Consider the following 17,047-nt stretch of genomic DNA (forward strand, 5'->3'; position numbering starts at 1 on the left):
CCCGCTCCCTGGGGCGGGAACCCCCGCTCCCCTCCCATCCTCCCGCCCTTCAGTCCCGTTTGCAGATGCGGTCCAGGAGGTTGGCGGTGGCGCGCTGGACGCGGGGGTCGACGTGTCCCGGCCGGTCCAGTTTCGGCGACCAGGCGAAGGTGCCCGAGGCGAAGACGAGGGCGCCGGAGGGGGCGCGGTAGAGCGAAGTCTCCTGGTGGCGGCGGGCGTTCTCGCTGTCGCGGTACGGGGAGTGCGCGAGCAGGATGCGGTCCTCGTGCTCGGGGAGGGCGATACGGGGGTAGTACCGGTCGGCCTCCCCCGCCACCAGCCCCTCGATCTCGTCGCCCTCGCCGGCGCCGGTGGCCTCCCAGAGCCAGTGCCCGGCGTTCCGTACGACCAAGGGGTGGGGTTCCGGGACGCGGCCCGCGTACTGGATGCCCAGCAGCTTCTGCTCCGGCCGGTCCACGTCCCGCCAGAGGGCGGAGCGGCCGGGGCCGCGGCGCTTGAGGCAGGTGAGGAGGCGGTCGGGGACGCCGGAGGCGGAGGCGCCCAGCTCCACCTGCCAGTACATGGTGTTGGCGGAGAGGAAGACGAGGGAGGTGCCGTGCTCGCGCGCCTGCTCGACCGTACGGCGCATGGGGACGGACCAGTACTCGTCGTGGCCGGGGAAGACCAGGCCCCGGTAGCGCGTGGGGTCGACGCGGCCGGCGTGCAGGTCGCGGGCGTCGGCGTACGCGAGGTCGTAGCCGTACCGCTCGGCCCAGCGGATGAAGTCGTACGCGTGCCCGACATGCAGGGGCAGGCCCGCGCCGGCGTACGGGCGGTCGAAGGAGACGGTCGTGGCGGCGTCCTCCTCGCCGAGGAGGCGGCCCTGGTCGTCCCAGGCGTGGTAGAGGCTGGCGCCGGTGTGGCCGTCCTCGGGGTAGAGGTTGTACGCCTGCCAGGTGATGTCGGGGAGGAGCAGGAGGAGGTCGGCGGGGCGGTTGTCGCGGATGGTGAAGGGGATGTGGGAGCGATAGCCGTCGATGGTGGTGAGGACGGCGACGTAGGCGCCGAGCGCCCAGTACGACGGGATCTGGAGCCGCCAGGAGAGCCACCAGTGATGGCAGGAGACCGTACGGTCCGCGGCCAGGGGCGGGGGCTGGACGATCCCGGAGAGCCGGGGGCTGGTGGTTATCTTGGAGGCGCCGTCGCCGCTGTAGTGCCCGATCCGGTAGATGTCGACGGAGAACTGCTGGGGCGGATCGACCGTGATGTGGAAGTCGATGGACTCGCCGGGGGCGGCGGCGCCGGTGGACGCGAAGCCCTTGATCTGCCGGCGTACGTCGTCGGCGGTACGGGGGCCCGGGCTGCGCTCGCGGCCGAGCGTGGGGGCGGCGTACCAGGGGACGACCTGGCCGGTGTCGTCGAAGTAGTTCTCACTGCCGCGCAGCCACGGTAACGGGCCCTGCCCGAAGGGGTCGCTGACCGCATGGGCGAGAGCGCCCGATTCCCATCGCCGGATCTGCTCCGCCACCATGGTGCGCCCCTCTTTCGAGCCCCCGAGCCCCCGAGACAACTGGTGATAACTAGTGATAACTAGTGATGGGACCGCTGTTTCGACCGCCGGGGCTCAGGTGAAGGCGGCCGGTGCCCGGCCGGTTCTGCGGTCGACTGGCAGCGCCGGTCCCCAGCACATCACATAAAGCACTCACTCCGTCACCGTTCGTCGCGAATTGCCGAGAGTGGAAGCTCTGCGTCCGGATGCGGGCGGGGGCGGGGGGAGTTGGCGGTGGGGGTGGTGGGGGGCGAGGGGTTGGCGGGGAGGGTGGGGGACGGGGCGTCCCCCAACTTCCTCTGCCTCCTCTGCCTCCTCGGCGGGCTCCCCCGTCCGCTGCCCCCACCTGGCACCCCTCCTCCGTCCCCTCCACTGCACGTCTCCGCTGCGCCGCGCCCGCAGGATCCGTCCTGGCCGCAGGGGACGGAGGAGCCGGGAAGGCGGGTGGGCCGGGGGCGGGTTGGGGCGGGCTCGGCGGGGGGGGGTGGGGGTCTTGGGGGGCGTTGGGGGTGGGGCGGAGGTGCGGTCGGAGGTGCCGGGGAAGGTGGGGGGGCGCGTTGGAGCGGGAGGGGGCGGGGGGTGGGCGCGGGGGCGCTGGGGGCGCGCGGGGATGGGCGCCGGGGGGGCGCCGGGGCGTGGGGGAGTGGGCGTGGGGGGGGGAGGCGCGGGGGAGGGCGGGAATGGGCGTGGGCGCCGGGGGGCGGAGGGTGTGGGCATGGGCGCCGGGGGCGCGGGGGCCGGGGGCGCGGGGGCCGGGGGCGTGTGGGCGCGGGCGCCGAGGACGCGGGGGCCGGGGGGTGTGGGCGCGGGCGCCGAGGACGGGGAGCCGGGGGCGTGGGAGAGGCGGCCGGGACGCGGGGCCGGGGGGGCGCGGGCGCCGAGGACACGGGGCCGGAGGACGCGGGAGAGGCGGCCGGGGAACGGGTCGTCGTGACGGGTGGGAGAGTCCGCCGCTGTTGGCCGGGCACGGGGACGCTGGGGCACGTAGGAGACGGCGGGAGGGGGGTGGGCGACGACGCGGAGGCGGGGGCCGCGACGGGTGCCTGCGGGCGAGCCGCGCGGGCAGTTGCCCGCGAAGTACGGACCGACCCTGGCCGCCGCGCACCGCGCGCGCCTGAGGGCACGGCCGACGCGCCCCGGACAGCGCGGGCCACGCCGCCAACGGCCTCCCCCGAACGGGCCGAACACGGCCCTCCCGCAACTGGCCGGCCGCAGCAGCCCCGGCCCCTGGGCGGACCAGGCCTGATCCGGCCTGGCGAGCATGGTCCGTCTCTTTGGCTCATCCGGTCTTGGCCGACGATCGAGCCGCACCGAGCGCGCCGGCAGCCACGTCGGGTGAGCGAGTTTGAGCCGCCACCGCTGGCGCCGCTGCCGAGCGTCTGTCCCACGCTGGTCGCGTTCCTGGGTACGACTCTGGTTGCCGGAGGCGAGCCCGAATTGGTACGGACTGTCACGCCGTTGCGCTTCCACGGCTGGTGCCGGTGCCGGCCGGGGCCGCCTCCCTTCGAACCGCCCCCGAAGCCGTGCCGGCCATGCCTGGATCCATCTTGATGATCAAGACGACCAGGAGGCGCCCCTCGTGCGGCTCCAACTCGACCGTGACCGAACCTCGTTCGCCAGGACGGAGAACTGCGAGTTCGTACAGGGTCCCGCACCCGCGCTCGCGTAACGGCTCCGACCGGAACACCATGGCCGGAACACCATGGTTGGAGCCGGATGGGTCCGTCAACGAACACCGACAGCACCCGGCCGTCGGCCAACGCCAAGACCCGGATGCAGCACGGTCGAAACCCAGAAGGCTAACCCCTCACGAGGTCAACGGGCCGGCGCGTCAGCTCCGGCGGCAACGCCGGACTCGCCACGGCGGCGAACGCGCTGGCGCGCTGGCCGGCACGGTGAACCGCTGCGACAGTTTCAGCGGCGAGGAGCCTGGGGTCGCGTACCGACCAGTCCCCGACATCCGGATCGTCCGCCGGCCGCGACGGCAGCTCCGGGCCGGCTTCCGGGTCGTCCGAGGCGGCGTGCCGCAGCCGGGGATGGGGGTCGTCCGCGAACTGCGCGAGGCCGGGCCGGGGGAAGTGGGGGTGGTGCCGCAGGACCGGCCAGTTCCGGTCCTGCGCCGTCGCGTACGCCTCCACCATCAGCTCGTGTGGCGCGTGAGCGCAGAGGACGCGCCGTACCCCCGGAACCTCGTCCGCGGCCAACCGCGCCACCACGTCGGTAGGCAGGCGCCGCCGTATCGCCAGCGCCCGCCGTAGCCCGATGTGTGCCGATACGGAGATCCGGGGCGCCGTATCGGGCTCCGCCGTCCCTTCCTGAACCGGCGCGGGCCATGGGCACCACTCCGGGACGTGTACGGGATAGAGCGCGCATCGACGGGGCGAGCCAGACCTCAACCTCGGCGTCCTCCGCGAGGCGCAGCGCCGACGCGAGCCGGACGTCCTGATCACCGGTGGCGTCGCGCCGGGCGGACGTCTCCGCGTGCGCCTCCCGCGCCTCGGCCGTCAGCGCCTCCGGCTCCCCCTCCCCCTTCGCCCGGAACAGCCCGGCGATCTTCTCCCGCACCCGCGGCGAGGGATCGCCGGCCCCGGGGCCCCACGTCGTACGCGAGCCACGCCAGCACGCCGACATCCGCCGTCGGATTCTCCGCGACGGCCAATTCACGGCGATGGCATTCGCAGCGGTGACGCATCCCTCCTCGATATCCCTCGTCGTCGGCCGCCGGACGATATTCGTCGGACAAGGCTTGAGGGGCGGTGGCATCCTGGGCGCGATGCCGTCGGTGCGACGGTGGTCAACTCGTGGGGCGGTACCGGAGAAAGGGCGGCGCGGTGCACACCGTAGAAGTGGAATGGATCAGTGCCCTCGACCGGCTGCCCAAGGACAGTGACTGTGTGATGGGGGCGATCACCGGGCGCTACCCCGGCGATCCCGAAGGGGACGCCGACTCGCGGGTGGGCGAGGAATACTGGCTGGTCCTTCCCACCTACTTCCACTCCCGTCACGTCGACGAGCGGACCGGAACGCTGTTTCACGACTGCTTCGTGGACTCGGACAGGGTGGTGCGCCTGCCCTACGGTGGTCCGACGCCCGAACAGGTCACTCACTGGGCCGAGCTGCCGGTCCTCCCGGGCACCGCGGAGCGCCAGATCCTGGGCGACGGCGTACGGGCCGCCCTCCGCGCGGCTCTGCCTCACGCGCGATGAGCCGGACCCGCCCTGGACGAACTAGACGAGGCGGACCGGCTTCTCCGCTCGTACGCCCACCGCCGTCAGCCAAGAACGCAGCGGCTCCGCGTCGCCGTCCTCGACCAGGCTGAGCACCGGGCCCGCCAGATCCACCCGGCGTTCGCCGTCGATCAAGAGGGCCGGGCCGTCGAGCCAGTCCAGACCGGGCGCGGCGCCCGCCGTGTCGACGGCGGAGCAGCAGACCATCGCGGTGACGTGGTCGGCGAGCAGTTCACGGCCCGTACGAGGTGGCTGGAGCGGGAACAGCGGCAACGGGTCCGTCCCCCACGGCACCAGCACCTCGCCCACCGCCTCCGCGGGCACCGGCGGCGTCGCGGCCTCCTCGCGGGCCACCTCCGCGCTGATCCCGGCGGCGAGGGCGTCACCACGGGCGGAACGATGAGGCTCCCCGTCACCGGCACCGTCCCCGTCACCGGCGGCGTCGTCATCGTGTTCGGTCAGGCCGGAGGACGCGCGGGCGTTGGCGGACAGGGCGTCCGAACCCGGGTGCGGGAGCAGGGCCTCGTCGTCGGCCGCGTGCCCCGCACGATCCGTACCCGTGCCCTCATCCCCGGGGACTCCCGCCCCCGCCTCCGACAGGTGATCCATCACGCGGTCCAGCGTCGGCCCGGGCTGACCCACCGACCGCCGTACCCCCATCCCGTCCAGCACCCGGTGCAGCCGCGCCGCCTCCGCGCGCCACTTCCGGTCCACGACCTCCTCCGGATACTGCTGCCAGTCCACCGGCGACCAGTCGGGACCCGCCTCCGCGGGCCCGCCGTGGAAGAGGCGGGCGGCCAGCAGCGACGTGGCCTCGTCCACCAGACCGGGCTCTTCGAGCAGATCGCAGGCAGGGCGCTCGCCGAGCCGGGACGTGAAGCCCTCGGCGAGGCGGTCGCGGCGGGACAGCTCCGTCAGGGCGGAGACCACGCCCGCGTCCAGCCGCGAGGGCCACCGGCCCATGCGCCACGCGGGCAGCGCGACGCGGGTCAGCAGCCGGTCCCAGCCGGCGTAGGCGAGGCCGACCTGTTCCTGGGCCTGGATCCGCAGCCCGTAGTCGACCCCCTGCGCACGCTCGGACGCCGCCGCCGCGACCCCCCGTTCCATCAGCGCCGCGTGCTCACCGCAGGCGCGCAGGAGGAGCCTGACCACCAGGCCGACAAGAGCGAGCGCCACGCGCCGTACCGCACTCTGACCAGGGCGGGTCGCCACGGCCACCGCCGCGTCCAGCCCCCGTACGAACCGGCGGGCCGCGGCTATGTCCGGATGCGCCGACGGCCCCGTACCCGCGACCACGGGAGCCAGCACCGCCCGCAACTCCGCGACACGCATCCACCACAGGAAAGGCGATCCGATGACCAGGACGGGCGCGGCGGGGACCCGGCGACGGCGGCTGCCGCCGGTGAGGAGGCGGGCGTGCGTCGGGTGCGTACGGTCCTCCAGCCAGCTGTCGCAGTCCGGGGTGAGCGCTATGGCGGAGGGCATGGGGACGTCGAGCCGGTCGGCGAGGTCCCGGACCAGCCGGTAGAGGTCGGGGGCGGCACGCTCCGTGACCGCGACAGTGGGGCTGAGGGCCGGCCTCGCGTGCGCGATCACCACCCCGACGGCGACCGCCAGCACAAGAACGACAACCGCGATCGCCGTCACGGCCCAGCGGGCCGTGTCCCACCCCCCGCCGACCAGATGACCCGCCGCACCACCGGCGAGCAGCACGACGGCGGCGGCCGCGGGCAGCACCGCGACCCCCAGCGCTCTGCCGCGGACGCGCAACACGGCGAGGGCCCGGGAACGGGCACCCCGCACGCCGATCTCTTCACCGACAACCGAACCTGACATGGCCGGACCTCACCCCCTCTGCCCCGCGGTGGTATTGCTCACTCCCCCACTGTGGCACCCGCCACTGACATCGCAATGCCGGTGGGCCAAGTGCCGGAATGCTTGCGCCGCACCCTAGTTGGCGCTTCGCCGACCGTCATCCGGATGGCCTACTCGTCACTCGATGGAATGGCTTTGGTCAGAGATGCTGACACGGCCGGACAGCAGCGTTTTCGCCGGAGGCCGGTGGAGCTGCCGGAGACCGGCGGAGCCGCCGGAGACCGGCGGAGCGGCGGACCAGCTGATCGGAAACCACGGGTGAGCGACGGGGTACGGCAACGGGCGACCCGGTGACCGAGCCGCCCGTACATCTGCTGCTACTACCGGCTACTGGCTACTGGCCAATGCCTGCCGCCCGCCGCTGAGGCTTACGCCTCCTCCGCCGCCGCCCGCGCGATGTCCGTACGGTGCTGCGCGCCGTCCAGGCGGATGCGGCCCAGTGCCTCGTACGCCCGCTCCCGCGCCTGCGTGAGGTCCTTGCCCGTCGCCGTCACGGAGAGCACCCGGCCACCCGCGGTCACCACGGTGCCGCTGTCGTCCAGGCGGGTTCCGGCGTGCAGGACGTACGCCTCGGGCGCGTCCCGCGCCACGATCTCGTCCAGGCCCTCGATGGGGTCGCCGGTGCGCGGGGTGTCCGGGTAGTTGTGCGAGGCGACCACGACGGTCACGGCCGCGTCGTCGCGCCAGGTCAGCGACGGCAGGTCGGCGAGCGTGCCCTCCGCCGCCCCGAGCAGGACCGCCGCCAGCGGGGTCTTGAGCCTGGCCAGGACCACCTGCGTCTCGGGGTCGCCGAAGCGGGCGTTGAACTCGATCACCCGTACCCCGCGGCTGGTGATCGCGAGACCCGCGTACAGCAGTCCGGAGAACGGCGTTCCGCGGCGGCGCAGTTCGTCCACGGTCGGCTGGAGGACCGTCTGGAGCACTTCGCCGACCAGTTTGGGGTCGGCCCACGGGAGCGGTGAATACGCGCCCATGCCACCGGTGTTGGGGCCCTCGTCGCCGTCCAGGGCGCGCTTGAAGTCCTGCGCGGGCTGGAGGGGGAGGACGGTGACGCCGTCGGTGACGGCGAAGAGGGAGACCTCGGGGCCGTCGAGGAACTCCTCGATGACCACCCGGTCGCAGGCGAGCGCGTGCGCGCGGGCGATGGCGAGGTCGTCGGTGACGACCACCCCCTTGCCGGCGGCGAGGCCGTCGTCCTTGACGACGTACGGGGCTCCGAAGGCGTCGAGCGCGTCGTCGATCTGCTCGGGGGTGGTGCAGACGTAGCTACGGGAGGTCGGGACGTTCGCCGCGGCCATCACGTCCTTGGCGAAGGCCTTGGACCCCTCCAGCTCGGCCGCCTCCTTGGACGGGCCGAAGCAGGGAATGCCCGCGTCCCGTACGGCATCGGCCACCCCGGCGACCAGGGGCGCCTCGGGTCCGACGACCACGAGCCCGGCTTCCAGTTCGGTGGCGAGGCGGGCGACGGCCGCGCCGTCCATGGCGTCGACCGGGTGCAGCTCGGCCACGTCGGCGATACCGGCGTTGCCGGGCGCGCAGTGGAGCGAGGTGACCTGGGGGTCGAGGGAGAGAGAGCGGCACAGGGCGTGTTCGCGGGCACCGCCGCCGATGACAAGGACCTTCACGGGGGCAGCCTAGCGGGGCGGGGACGGGGGGCGGGCGGGGCGGGGCTCCGGGGCGGCCGGGGCCGGGCCGCCTAGGGCGGGGTTGCCGATGGGGCAACGACGTCGGTCCGGAGGCAGGGGCGGAGTGGCGGCGGGTCTCCGGGGCGACGGTGGCGACGGATCGCCCCCTGCCCTCGCCCGCCTATTCGTTCTGCCTGCTCGTTCTGCCTACTCGTTCGTGTATTCCTCGACGATCGTCGCGCCCAGCTCGCGCACGATCAGGTCATGGCCGGAGAGCGCGGAGTCGACCAGGTCGGGGTCGTCCTCCTCGGGGGTGTCGTCCTCGGGAGCCACGGGGTTGGGCGCGGAAAAGCCCTGGCCGGAGCCTGGACCGCCGGGGCCGCCGGACGAGGACGACGCCGGGCCATGACCTTGGCCCTGGCCCTGCCTCTGCCCCTGGGCGGACGCCTGGGATCCGTACCCGCCCGAGGACGCGGACGCCCCCGACGGACCGGGGGCGGCGGAGCCGGGTGCCGAGGCCTGGGCGGACCCGGAGGGCCGGGAACCGTACCCGCCGCCGCCCGTACCCCCCGTACCGCCTCCGGAGCCCCCGCCAACACCGCCACCGGCGCCGCCGCTTGAGCCGGACCCCGCGCCGGGCCCGGCGCCCGGCGCCGCGCCGGCGCCGTACCCCCCACCGTTTCCGGCGTACCCGCCGCCGGCGCTCGTACCTCCGTTACCGCCGTTGCTGCCGCCGCCTCCGCCGGAGCCGTACCCACCGCTGCTACCACCGCCACCGCCCGAGAGGGGCGGCCCAGCCGTACCACCCGACGGGTCGACGATGGCCTCGATCTTCCACTGGACATTGAACTGCTCGGAGAGCGCCTGCTTGAGGACGTCCTCGCTGCCGCTGCTGGTGAAGTTGTCCCGGGCGCCGGCGTTGATGAAGCCGATCTGGAGCGTCGTACCGTCGAAGCCCGCCACCTGCGCGTTCTGGCTGAGCAGGATCCAGGTGAAGCGGCGGCGGTTCTTCACGGCCTCCAGGATGTCCGGCCACATGTTCCGTACCTGCTGGGCGCCCTGCCCCATGGCGGGAGCAGGCGCGGGCGCGGCGGCAGCGGGCCCCGACGGCTGCCCGCCGGCCCCGGAGGCGGCGGCCGGACCCGACCCCGCCCCTGGCCCGGGCGCCTGCCCCTGGCCGCTCCCCTGCCCCTGCCCGGGGGTGGAGGCCGTCGGCCAGCCGCCGGGCCGGCGCGCGGCCTCGGACGCGGCAGGCGCGGCAGGGCTCGGCGCGGCGGCGCCGGGCCACGCACCGGGCCGCTGAGGCTCGGCGGCAGCAGGAGGTACGGGAGTGGCAGGCGGTACGGGATGGGCGGGCTGTACGGGATTCGCGGCCGGCACCGGAGGGGCGGGAGGCGCATGCCCCTCGGGCCCAGGCACGTACCCCACGGAAAGACCACCACCAGAGGCACCACCAGGGGCACCGCCACCGGGACCCCCCGAACCCCCCGCCCCGGGACCTCCGCCCCCGCCCCCAACTCCCGGCCCACCCGAGAAGACCGCGTTCGCGGCCCCCCGCTCCAACCGGTCGAGGCGTGCCTGCACGGACCGCTCGTCGTCGAAGGCGGCGGGCAGCAGCACGCGCGCGCAGATCAGCTCCAACTGCAACCGTGGCGAGGTCGCGCCACGCATCTCCGTCAACCCGGTGTTGACCAGATCGGCGGCCCGGCTCAGCTCCGACGCACCGAGCACCGACGCCTGCGCCTGCATCCGCTCGACCACGTCGGCGGGCGCCTCGATCAGCCCCTTCTCGGCGGCGTCCGGCACCGCGGCGAGGATGACAAGGTCCCGCAGCCGCTCCAGCAGGTCGGCGACGAAGCGCCGCGGATCGGCACCGCCCTCGATGACCTGCTCCACCACCTCGAAGGCGACGGCCCCGTCACCGGAGGCGAACGCGTCCACGACCGCGTCGAGCAGCGACCCGTCCGTATAACCGAGCAAGCCGGTGGCCATGGCGTACGTCACACCGTCCTCGGCCGCGCCCGCCAGCAGCTGGTCCATGACGGACATCGAGTCACGTACAGAACCGCCGCCGGCCCGCACGACAAGCGGCAGCACGCCTTCGGCGACCGGGATCTGCTCCTTGGCACAGACCTCGCCCAGGTAGTTACGCAGCGTCCCGGGCGGCACCAGCCGGAACGGGTAGTGGTGCGTACGCGAACGGATCGTCCCGATGACCTTCTCGGGCTCGGTCGTCGCGAAGATGAACTTGAGATGCTCCGGAGGCTCCTCGACCACCTTCAGCAGGGCGTTGAAGCCCGCCGGGCTGACCATGTGCGCCTCGTCGATGATGTAGATCTTGTATCGACTGCTCGCCGGCCCGAAGAACGCCTTTTCGCGCAGGTCACGGGCGTCGTCCACGCCTCCGTGCGACGCGGCGTCGATCTCGATGACGTCGATCGACCCCGGCCCGTTCCTGGCCAGGTCCTGGCAGGACTGGCACGTACCGCACGGCGTCGGTGTCGGCCCCTGCTCGCAGTTCAGACAGCGGGCGAGGATCCGCGCGCTGGTCGTCTTCCCACAGCCGCGCGGACCACTGAACAGGTACGCGTGATTGACCCGGTTGTTCCGCAGCGCCTGCTGCAACGGGTCAGTGACATGCTCCTGCCCGATGACCTCGGCGAACGACTCGGGGCGATAGCGGCGATACAACGCAAGGGACGACACACCTACGACGATATCGGCCCCCTAGGACAACGCACCCTTCCAGCGCTCCCCACCCACGCCGCACACCCTTCCCCCCACCCCCACACACGCAAGCGCCCCCCACGCACCCGCCAGAGCCAACCTACCCTTGCTGCCTTCCGGCCCTGGGGGAGTTCAGTCAGATAGCGCCACGTGAGGGGCTCCGCTCACAGTACCCGATCCCCACCCCCGGATACGAGTTCGCGAGCACGCCCCAGGATCTTGTATGGTTCGTCGCGGAGGATTCGCCTAGTGGCCTAGGGCGCACGCTTGGAAAGCGTGTTGGGGGCAACCCCTCACGAGTTCGAATCTCGTATCCTCCGCCATTGCTCTCACCGGGCAATACGTCGAAGGGCCCCACCGGTCGCGGTGGGGCCCTTCGACGTTCTCCGTCTCACTTCCCGTCTCAGTCCGGGTGTGGCGAGCCCCAGAGCGCTTCGCCAACCTGGCCGGCCACCTTCTTCAACATGGGCCCGGTGACGTGCATGTACCGAGCGCGCATCCGTGCCGCTCCCCCAGGCTCCCAACCCATGATCGCGTCAACGATGACGTCCGGAACGCCAAGGAGGAGAAGAACGGTCCCGGCCGTGTGCCGTGCGTCATGCAGACGACCGTCACGGACGCCGGCATCAACAAGGAGCTGCTTCCATCGGTGGTAGTCCGTGTTCGGGATCAGTGGCCCGCCGGTTGGTGAGGCGAAGACGTAGCTCTTGTCTTCCCACAGCTCCCCTGCTTCCTGGCGCTCCCGCTCCTGCTCCTCTTGGTGCTTGCGCAGGAGCTTGATCACCGGCTCAGGGAGGCCGATGGTTCGTCGCCCGGCACGGGACTTGGTGCTCTTGAATTCACGCCGGATTTGACGACGTTCCGCGCAGTAACCAGCCTTCCGGCCACAGGGATCGGTACAGCCGTGCTCATACTTGGGGCGCAGACGGTTCTTCCGCGTACGGATGTACCCGGCGTCGAGGTAGACGTCCTCCCACTGGAGCCCGAGCGCTTCACCCTGCCGCAGGCCGAGCGCCAGCGCGACAACCCAACGGGCGCTGTTGCGGAGCTTAGACGCCTCCAGGAGCAGGCTCTGGACTTCCTCGATCGTGTACGGCTCGATGTCCTCTTCTTCGAGCCGAGGAGCACGGGCAATCTCTGCCGCGTTCGTCGTGACGTGGCCACGCCGCACCGCTTCGCCCAAGGCCACCCGAGCCGTGCGATGGACGTGGTGAGCCGTACCGGCAGCGCTCCCGAATGACTGCATCTTCGCGTAGAAGGTCTCCAGGTGCTCGGGCTCCAGACGATCGAGCCTGTGGGCACCGAGACCGGGCACGAGGTGAACACGCACGTCAACTTCATAGCCGTCATAGCTGTTTTCGCTGACGTACTTCTTAGCGATGTTCTCGACCCAGTGCTCTAGCCAGGCCCCGAATGTCCACGCCTTCCCGGGCTTCCGCACCCGACCGGAGTCCCGTTCCTTTTCGAGCGCCCGGACGGCTTTGGTGACCTCTGTCCTGGTTTTACGCTCGATATGGCGACGGTCGGGCTTGCCGTTGTCCCGAACGCCGACAGTCACGCGACCGTGCCACTTGCCGTCTTTGCCGAGGTAGATCGATGAGGCCCCGTTGGGCTGGCGAGTTCGCTTCTGGTCAGCCATAGTCCCCCCTCACGCAGCCAGAGCAGGCCGGCGGAGCATCGCGACATAAGCGGGCAGCGCATCTGCGGGAACGCGACGCAGGCGCCCGACAGTGACCGACTCCAGTTCGCCCGTGCTGACGAGCTTGAAGCAGGTCGTACGACCGATCCTGAGTCGCCGGGCCGCCTCCTCAACAGTCAGTAGGACCAACGTCGAGTCCACGACCTCTACGATCAATTCAGGTGACCCGTTCACTGCCACTCCTCCCCCTCTTGGTCTTCCAGGTCGGCCCGTGCGTCGCGGGCGGTTTCGCGGTTGGCGTGGAGTTCGCGGGCGATGTTGGCGGCAAGCCAGGATTCGCCAGGGGTGTGTCCCTGTCCGGCGTACGTCCAGTGGGCGAGCACCAACATGGAGCCCTCCGAGTCATCGACCTCGGGCAGGCCCCGTTCACGGCGTTCCTGGCGTGCGCGGTAGTCGGCGCGGACCTGGCGCCGCTCGCTCAGGGTCGAGGAGTAGGCGCGGGACTTGGTCATGAAGTGCCCGCGAAAGCCGAGCATGTGGGACCAGCGCGCAAGCAGCCGTTCCGGGTAGGCGTCATCCATTTCCCAGCACGCTCCGATCAGACGCCGGGTGTGCGCGGGCAGGGCCACCTTGTCGAGTTCGGAGAGTTCCCCGATCCGGCGGTCCACGGTCTCCGTGGTCTCGGCTGCTTTGGTGGCGTACTTGGCGACGTAGGAGGCGACCGCACCGTCCGTCAGCTCCACCCCTTCAAGTCCCCCGATCGCCTGCACGTCGACCTGCGTACCCCACCGCAGCACGCGGGCGGGGAAGTCCCCGGCAGCGGCCACCGGTACGGCGACCTTGGCGGCGGCGGAACGGATGCTGTCGTCCAGGAGCGCGACCGTGGCCCAGGCCGGCGGGGAGGTGTCGGGCCCATCCGGACCGTCCAGCCGCACCACCGCGTGGAAGTGCACGGCCCCGCGCTTCTGGAACTCGGCGACCTTCCCGAAGGAGACCCGGCACGCCTCCTTCAACGCCGCCTGCGTCACGCCCGCACGAGCGGCGACCTCCCGGCGCAGGTAGATCGTGAAGCGCCGCCACAGGTCCCCGGCGTGGTTGTTCCACAGCACCGCGCCCGCGTAGTCATAGCGCTCGGGGTCGAGCGCCGTACCGAGCGCCGGATCACCGTCGGCATGCTGGGCACCACACCGGCAGCGGCCGGACGCGGGGCGGTTGTGGACCGGTCCGAACGAGGGCGCGGTGAGCGTGGTGAACACGCCGGGATGCTGACGGATCTTCCCCGGGACGCCCATCCGGCTGTCCCCGGTGATCCCGGCGCGGATTAGGTGATACACGTCCCCGGCATACGTCCAGGCGCAGGCGGGACAGCGGGAGGCACGGCGGTTGCCACAGGCGACCCGGAGCATGCCGCCCGGCTCACCCTCGGTCGAGTACGAGTACAGGACATCACCGGTCGCACGGTCACGGGTCACCGTCTGGCCTTGAAGCCGGATCGGATGGGCACAGCCGCCCGTACGGCGCACCTGCTCCTGCCACCGGTCGAAACCGGGGCTGTTCGCCACGCGGAGCAGGTCGGCGAGGGTGATGGGGTCGGTACCCAGGGAGACCGCCGCACCGGCCACAGCCTCAGGGGAAACGGGAAACACGGTCATGCGGCCACCGCCCATCCGGTCTCGCGCTGGGACAGCAGGAGCCAGACGAGGGGCCAGGGCAGGCGGTCGGCCTTGACCTGGTTGCACCGGGCGCAGGCCAGCACGAGGTTCGCGGCCCACCAGGTGCGCCACAGGGCATAGGGGATGTAGTGGTCCAAGGTGGCGTCCGCGTCGGTGAGGAACGACGCCCGGCAGTAGAAGCAGCGCGACTTCTGACGACTCATCAGACCGCCCTTGACACCTCGGCGGCGGACCGAGCCAGGACGGGAGCGACTCACGCGGCCACCGCCTTCAGGACGGGGGGCGCGGAGGTGAACGTCTGAGCGCGGTAGCCGGGCATCGGCTCGTCCTCGGGACCGATCGTGACCGGGTAGGTCTCGGCGATCTCGGCGCAGACGCACGGGACGATCAGGCCGACCTTGCCGGACAGCGATCCGTCCTCGTCCACGACGCAGCCCAGGCCGTCGCAGTCCGCGCACACCTGGGAGCCGAAGTTCGCGTCCTTGGGGCACATCACGTCACCGTCATGAGTGAGCACCTCCAGCCCATCCACAAGCACCCAGTTCCAGAACGGAAACCGGTCCGAACCGCAGCCGGGGCACGGCACACGCTCGTCGTACGCGTCCGACCACACGTCCACGGCCAAGAGCGACGACACGACAGACTCAGGCATGATGGAACTTCCCTTCGAGGGACGAGGGGCGGCGCGCTTGCTTGGCGGTAGGGGCGCCGTCCCGGCAGTTAGTTTGTGGGCAAACCCACGAACTACTCGAAGGTTAGCTAGTCACAGAAGGCCGCGCAAGAGGTTTGCCCACAAACCTGCGAAGACGCATCATGTCTGCATGGACCCGCAACCGACCGCCGTATCTCGCCCCATCCAGTTGCAGATCGCAGACGACATCCGGATGCAGATCGAACGGGGCGACCTTCTGCCCGGAGACGCGCTCCCGACCCTGGCCGACATCTGCCAGCGCTGGTCATGCTCAATGAACTCCGCACGCGGAGCCGTCTCCCTCCTCAAGGCGCAGGGACTCATTACGGCCGGTCGAGGCAAGGCGCCGAGGGTGCGCGTTCCGCCGGCGCGAGTGATCCGGTCTTCCGAGCGGCATCAAGTTGAGAAGGATCTGGCACGACGACCAGAGCGCGAGCGATCAACGGTCGGAGAAGCCGAAACAAATCTCGGCATGTCAATACACGAACAATCCTTCAGTACGACCTACGACACAGTGGCCGCGAATGATTCTCTGGCAAGCGCCTTGAACCTGACAGTCGGGGACTCGATTCTTCGCCGGGTCTACAAATCGTCCGATCAACAAACCAAGCTCCTACTTTCCTACAGCACCTCCTACATTCCATTGAGTCTGGTTGAGAAAAACCCAGACTTGCTGAACGCGGAGAATGAACCCTGGCCTGGTGGCACCATGCATCAACTTTCCACGGTGGGAATTGAAGTCATGACCGTCGTCGACGAGGTGACTGGCCGCATGCCCACCACAGTAGAGGTGCAAGCATGGGGGCTAACAGACGGGATTCCCTTGATCCTGTGCCGCCGAATCTCACTCGACCGCAACGATCGTGTCGTTGAGATTTCAGACGCTGAGTACCCGGCTGACAGGGCAGAACTGCGGTTCGTGACTCCCCTGAAACCATGGCGCAAGAGGTCAAAATCAGATAGCGAGGGAGGAGCGAAGTGAGCACAGCCATCAGCGAAGAGGATGAGATGTTCCTTAGCCGCGCCATCTTGATTTCCAGGAAATCTCTGGATCGCGGAGGCACACCCTTCGGCGCAATCGTCGTCGTTCGGGGTGAGATTGTCGGCGAAGGAGAAAGCAGCGTGGTGGAAAGGTGGGATCCCACGGCTCATGCCGAAGTCATGGCACTTCGGAAAGCAGGAGAGAAAATGAAGCGCCATCTTTTCGAAGATGGTGTCATGTACGCGAGCAGCGAGCCGTGTCCCATGTGTTTGGCTGCCTGCCTCTGGGCCCGAATTCCTCGGCTGGTATACGGCGCCGACAGTCTTGACGTGGCCCGCAACGGCTTTGAAGACGTGCAGTTTTACAGAGAGTTGGCCCTTCCCACCGAACACCGCAACGTCATCATCGAGGCTCAGAGCACCAAGCAGCACGAGCCCGCCCTCAAAGTTCTCACCGCCTGGACTGACAGCCTGCCCGAGCCGGTACGGCCCAAGCTCTGACCCGCTCGTGTTACAGGTTTCTCTACCTCATCAAGGCACCCGGCTGCGCTCCGCTCCGCCGGGCGCGCTTCCCGGCTGCGGCTGCGCCCGCGCTCCTGCCTCCGGCCCGCTCGGCGCTGCCGCCGCCGACGCGCGCCCGCAGTGGATAAGCCCGAGGACATGAGACGAGAACCCAAAGCCGCGGGCCAAGGCATGCCTCCGGCGGGGGCGCTACGGCACCGGGATGGAGGAGGCGCCGTTTGCGAGTGCCGGCCGGATCGTGGCGAGCGTTGTGGGCTCCCATCCCGACCACCTCCGACCCAGGCAGAGCCGAGCAGTTGGGGCCCAGGTCGTCAAGGTCGTTCGTACAGTGGCGCGCTCCACCTTGACGACCTGGGCCCCAACTGCTCCACGGTGTGTGGGTCGAAGGCGGACGGGATGGGAGCCGGGGTGAGTGGTGGGTTGAGGTGGGTGGTGGAGGTTCAGGGGAAGCCATGGGCCGTCTCAGTTTCCGTCTCATTCACCACGGTCCACCCACGTTCGCCGAGGGTCAGGCGTTGGCGCGCGAGGTGGGAGCGTACGGGCATGAACGCAGGTGAAC

At 70.8% G+C, this 17,047-nt stretch carries 13 protein-coding genes, 1 tRNA gene and 1 other RNA gene; 4 read left to right on the top strand and 11 right to left on the bottom strand.

The features are described from left to right. Positions 1-49: 49 nt before the first annotated feature. The gene (locus ACIO1C_RS03760) at positions 50-1,510 is read right to left on the bottom strand and encodes a N,N-dimethylformamidase beta subunit family domain-containing protein (protein WP_401858175.1); all 1,461 of its coding nucleotides are present in this window, start codon (positions 1,508-1,510) and stop codon (positions 50-52) included. A 1,817-nt stretch (positions 1,511-3,327) separates the two neighbouring features. Beyond that, entirely contained in the window at positions 3,328-3,744 is a 417-nt protein-coding gene (locus ACIO1C_RS03765) for a hypothetical protein (protein WP_401858177.1), read from the bottom strand. Positions 3,745-4,374: 630 nt separating this feature from the next. On the opposite strand from ACIO1C_RS03765, the gene ACIO1C_RS03770 reads away from it, so the two are divergent. Then, entirely contained in the window at positions 4,375-4,734 is a 360-nt protein-coding gene (locus tag ACIO1C_RS03770) for an AQJ64_40280 family protein (RefSeq protein ID WP_401858179.1), read from the top strand. Positions 4,735-4,755: 21 nt separating this feature from the next. On the opposite strand, the gene ACIO1C_RS03775 is transcribed toward ACIO1C_RS03770, so the two are convergent. The 4 genes from ACIO1C_RS03775 to ffs all read right to left on the bottom strand — a co-directional run bounded on the left by ACIO1C_RS03775 (position 4,756) and on the right by ffs (position 11,144). Further along, positions 4,756-6,591 (bottom strand): hypothetical protein, encoded by a 1,836-nt coding sequence (locus tag ACIO1C_RS03775; RefSeq protein WP_401858181.1) that lies wholly within the window; start codon positions 6,589-6,591, stop codon positions 4,756-4,758. Between the two features lie 407 nt (positions 6,592-6,998). After that, on the bottom strand, positions 6,999-8,255 hold the full coding sequence (purD, locus tag ACIO1C_RS03780; RefSeq protein ID WP_401858184.1) for a phosphoribosylamine--glycine ligase: 1,257 nt from the start codon (positions 8,253-8,255) through the stop codon (positions 6,999-7,001). A 207-nt stretch (positions 8,256-8,462) separates the two neighbouring features. Continuing rightward, positions 8,463-10,961, bottom strand: a complete 2,499-nt coding sequence (locus ACIO1C_RS03785; RefSeq protein ID WP_401858186.1) for a DNA polymerase III subunit gamma and tau — start codon at positions 10,959-10,961, stop codon at positions 8,463-8,465. A gap of 88 nt (positions 10,962-11,049) precedes the next feature. Beyond that, positions 11,050-11,144: signal recognition particle sRNA small type (gene ffs / locus ACIO1C_RS03790), an RNA gene on the bottom strand. Between the two features lie 73 nt (positions 11,145-11,217). Here ffs and ACIO1C_RS03795 point away from each other — a divergent pair. Further along, a tRNA-Ser gene (locus tag ACIO1C_RS03795) sits at positions 11,218-11,305 on the top strand. 80 nt (positions 11,306-11,385) lie between these two features. Here ACIO1C_RS03795 and ACIO1C_RS03800 read toward each other — a convergent pair. The 5 genes from ACIO1C_RS03800 to ACIO1C_RS03820 are packed head-to-tail and all read right to left on the bottom strand — an operon-like array spanning position 11,386 to position 14,946. Further along, complete coding sequence (locus ACIO1C_RS03800) at positions 11,386-12,621, bottom strand: tyrosine-type recombinase/integrase (RefSeq protein ID WP_401858187.1); 1,236 nt, start codon at positions 12,619-12,621, stop codon at positions 11,386-11,388. A 9-nt stretch (positions 12,622-12,630) separates the two neighbouring features. Further along, entirely contained in the window at positions 12,631-12,837 is a 207-nt protein-coding gene (locus ACIO1C_RS03805) for an excisionase family DNA-binding protein (protein WP_401859089.1), read from the bottom strand. Positions 12,838-12,851: 14 nt separating this feature from the next. Continuing rightward, a complete protein-coding gene (gene repSA, locus ACIO1C_RS03810; RefSeq protein WP_401858190.1) occupies positions 12,852-14,243 on the bottom strand; it encodes a replication initiator protein RepSA in 1,392 nt (463 codons plus the stop codon). Between the two features lie 26 nt (positions 14,244-14,269). Then, a complete protein-coding gene (locus ACIO1C_RS03815; protein WP_401858193.1) occupies positions 14,270-14,497 on the bottom strand; it encodes an HNH endonuclease in 228 nt (75 codons plus the stop codon). Between the two features lie 50 nt (positions 14,498-14,547). Beyond that, positions 14,548-14,946 carry a hypothetical protein gene (locus ACIO1C_RS03820; RefSeq protein WP_401858196.1) on the bottom strand — a complete coding sequence of 133 codons (399 nt, stop codon included), beginning with the start codon at positions 14,944-14,946 and terminating at the stop codon, positions 14,548-14,550. A gap of 169 nt (positions 14,947-15,115) precedes the next feature. Here ACIO1C_RS03820 and ACIO1C_RS03825 point away from each other — a divergent pair, with 169 nt between their 5' ends. After that, positions 15,116-15,967, top strand: coding sequence for a GntR family transcriptional regulator (locus ACIO1C_RS03825; protein ID WP_401858199.1), 852 nt, complete (start codon positions 15,116-15,118; stop codon positions 15,965-15,967). After that, positions 15,964-16,467: a nucleoside deaminase gene (locus ACIO1C_RS03830; protein ID WP_401858201.1), complete on the top strand. Its 504-nt coding sequence runs from the start codon at positions 15,964-15,966 to the stop codon at positions 16,465-16,467. Before ACIO1C_RS03825 ends, ACIO1C_RS03830 begins: the two co-directional genes overlap by 4 nt. The last annotated feature ends 580 nt before the right edge of the window (positions 16,468-17,047 follow it).

Source organism: Streptomyces sp. NPDC087420 (assembly GCF_044744165.1).
In the GTDB taxonomy this organism is placed as follows: domain Bacteria; phylum Actinomycetota; class Actinomycetes; order Streptomycetales; family Streptomycetaceae; genus Streptomyces.

Bases quoted from the DNA above. Each gene is read 5' to 3' on its own strand.
- ACIO1C_RS03760 (WP_401858175.1), bottom strand. From the start codon at position 1,510: ATGGTGGCGGAGCAGATCCGGCGATGGGAATCGGGCGCTCTCGCCCAT.
- ACIO1C_RS03775 (WP_401858181.1), bottom strand. From the start codon at position 6,591: ATGTCAGGTTCGGTTGTCGGTGAAGAGATCGGCGTGCGGGGTGCCCGT.
- ACIO1C_RS03800 (WP_401858187.1), bottom strand. From the start codon at position 12,621: ATGGCTGACCAGAAGCGAACTCGCCAGCCCAACGGGGCCTCATCGATC.
- ACIO1C_RS03815 (WP_401858193.1), bottom strand. From the start codon at position 14,497: ATGAGTCGTCAGAAGTCGCGCTGCTTCTACTGCCGGGCGTCGTTCCTC.
- ACIO1C_RS03820 (WP_401858196.1), bottom strand. From the start codon at position 14,946: ATGCCTGAGTCTGTCGTGTCGTCGCTCTTGGCCGTGGACGTGTGGTCG.
- ACIO1C_RS03825 (WP_401858199.1), top strand. From the start codon at position 15,116: ATGGACCCGCAACCGACCGCCGTATCTCGCCCCATCCAGTTGCAGATC.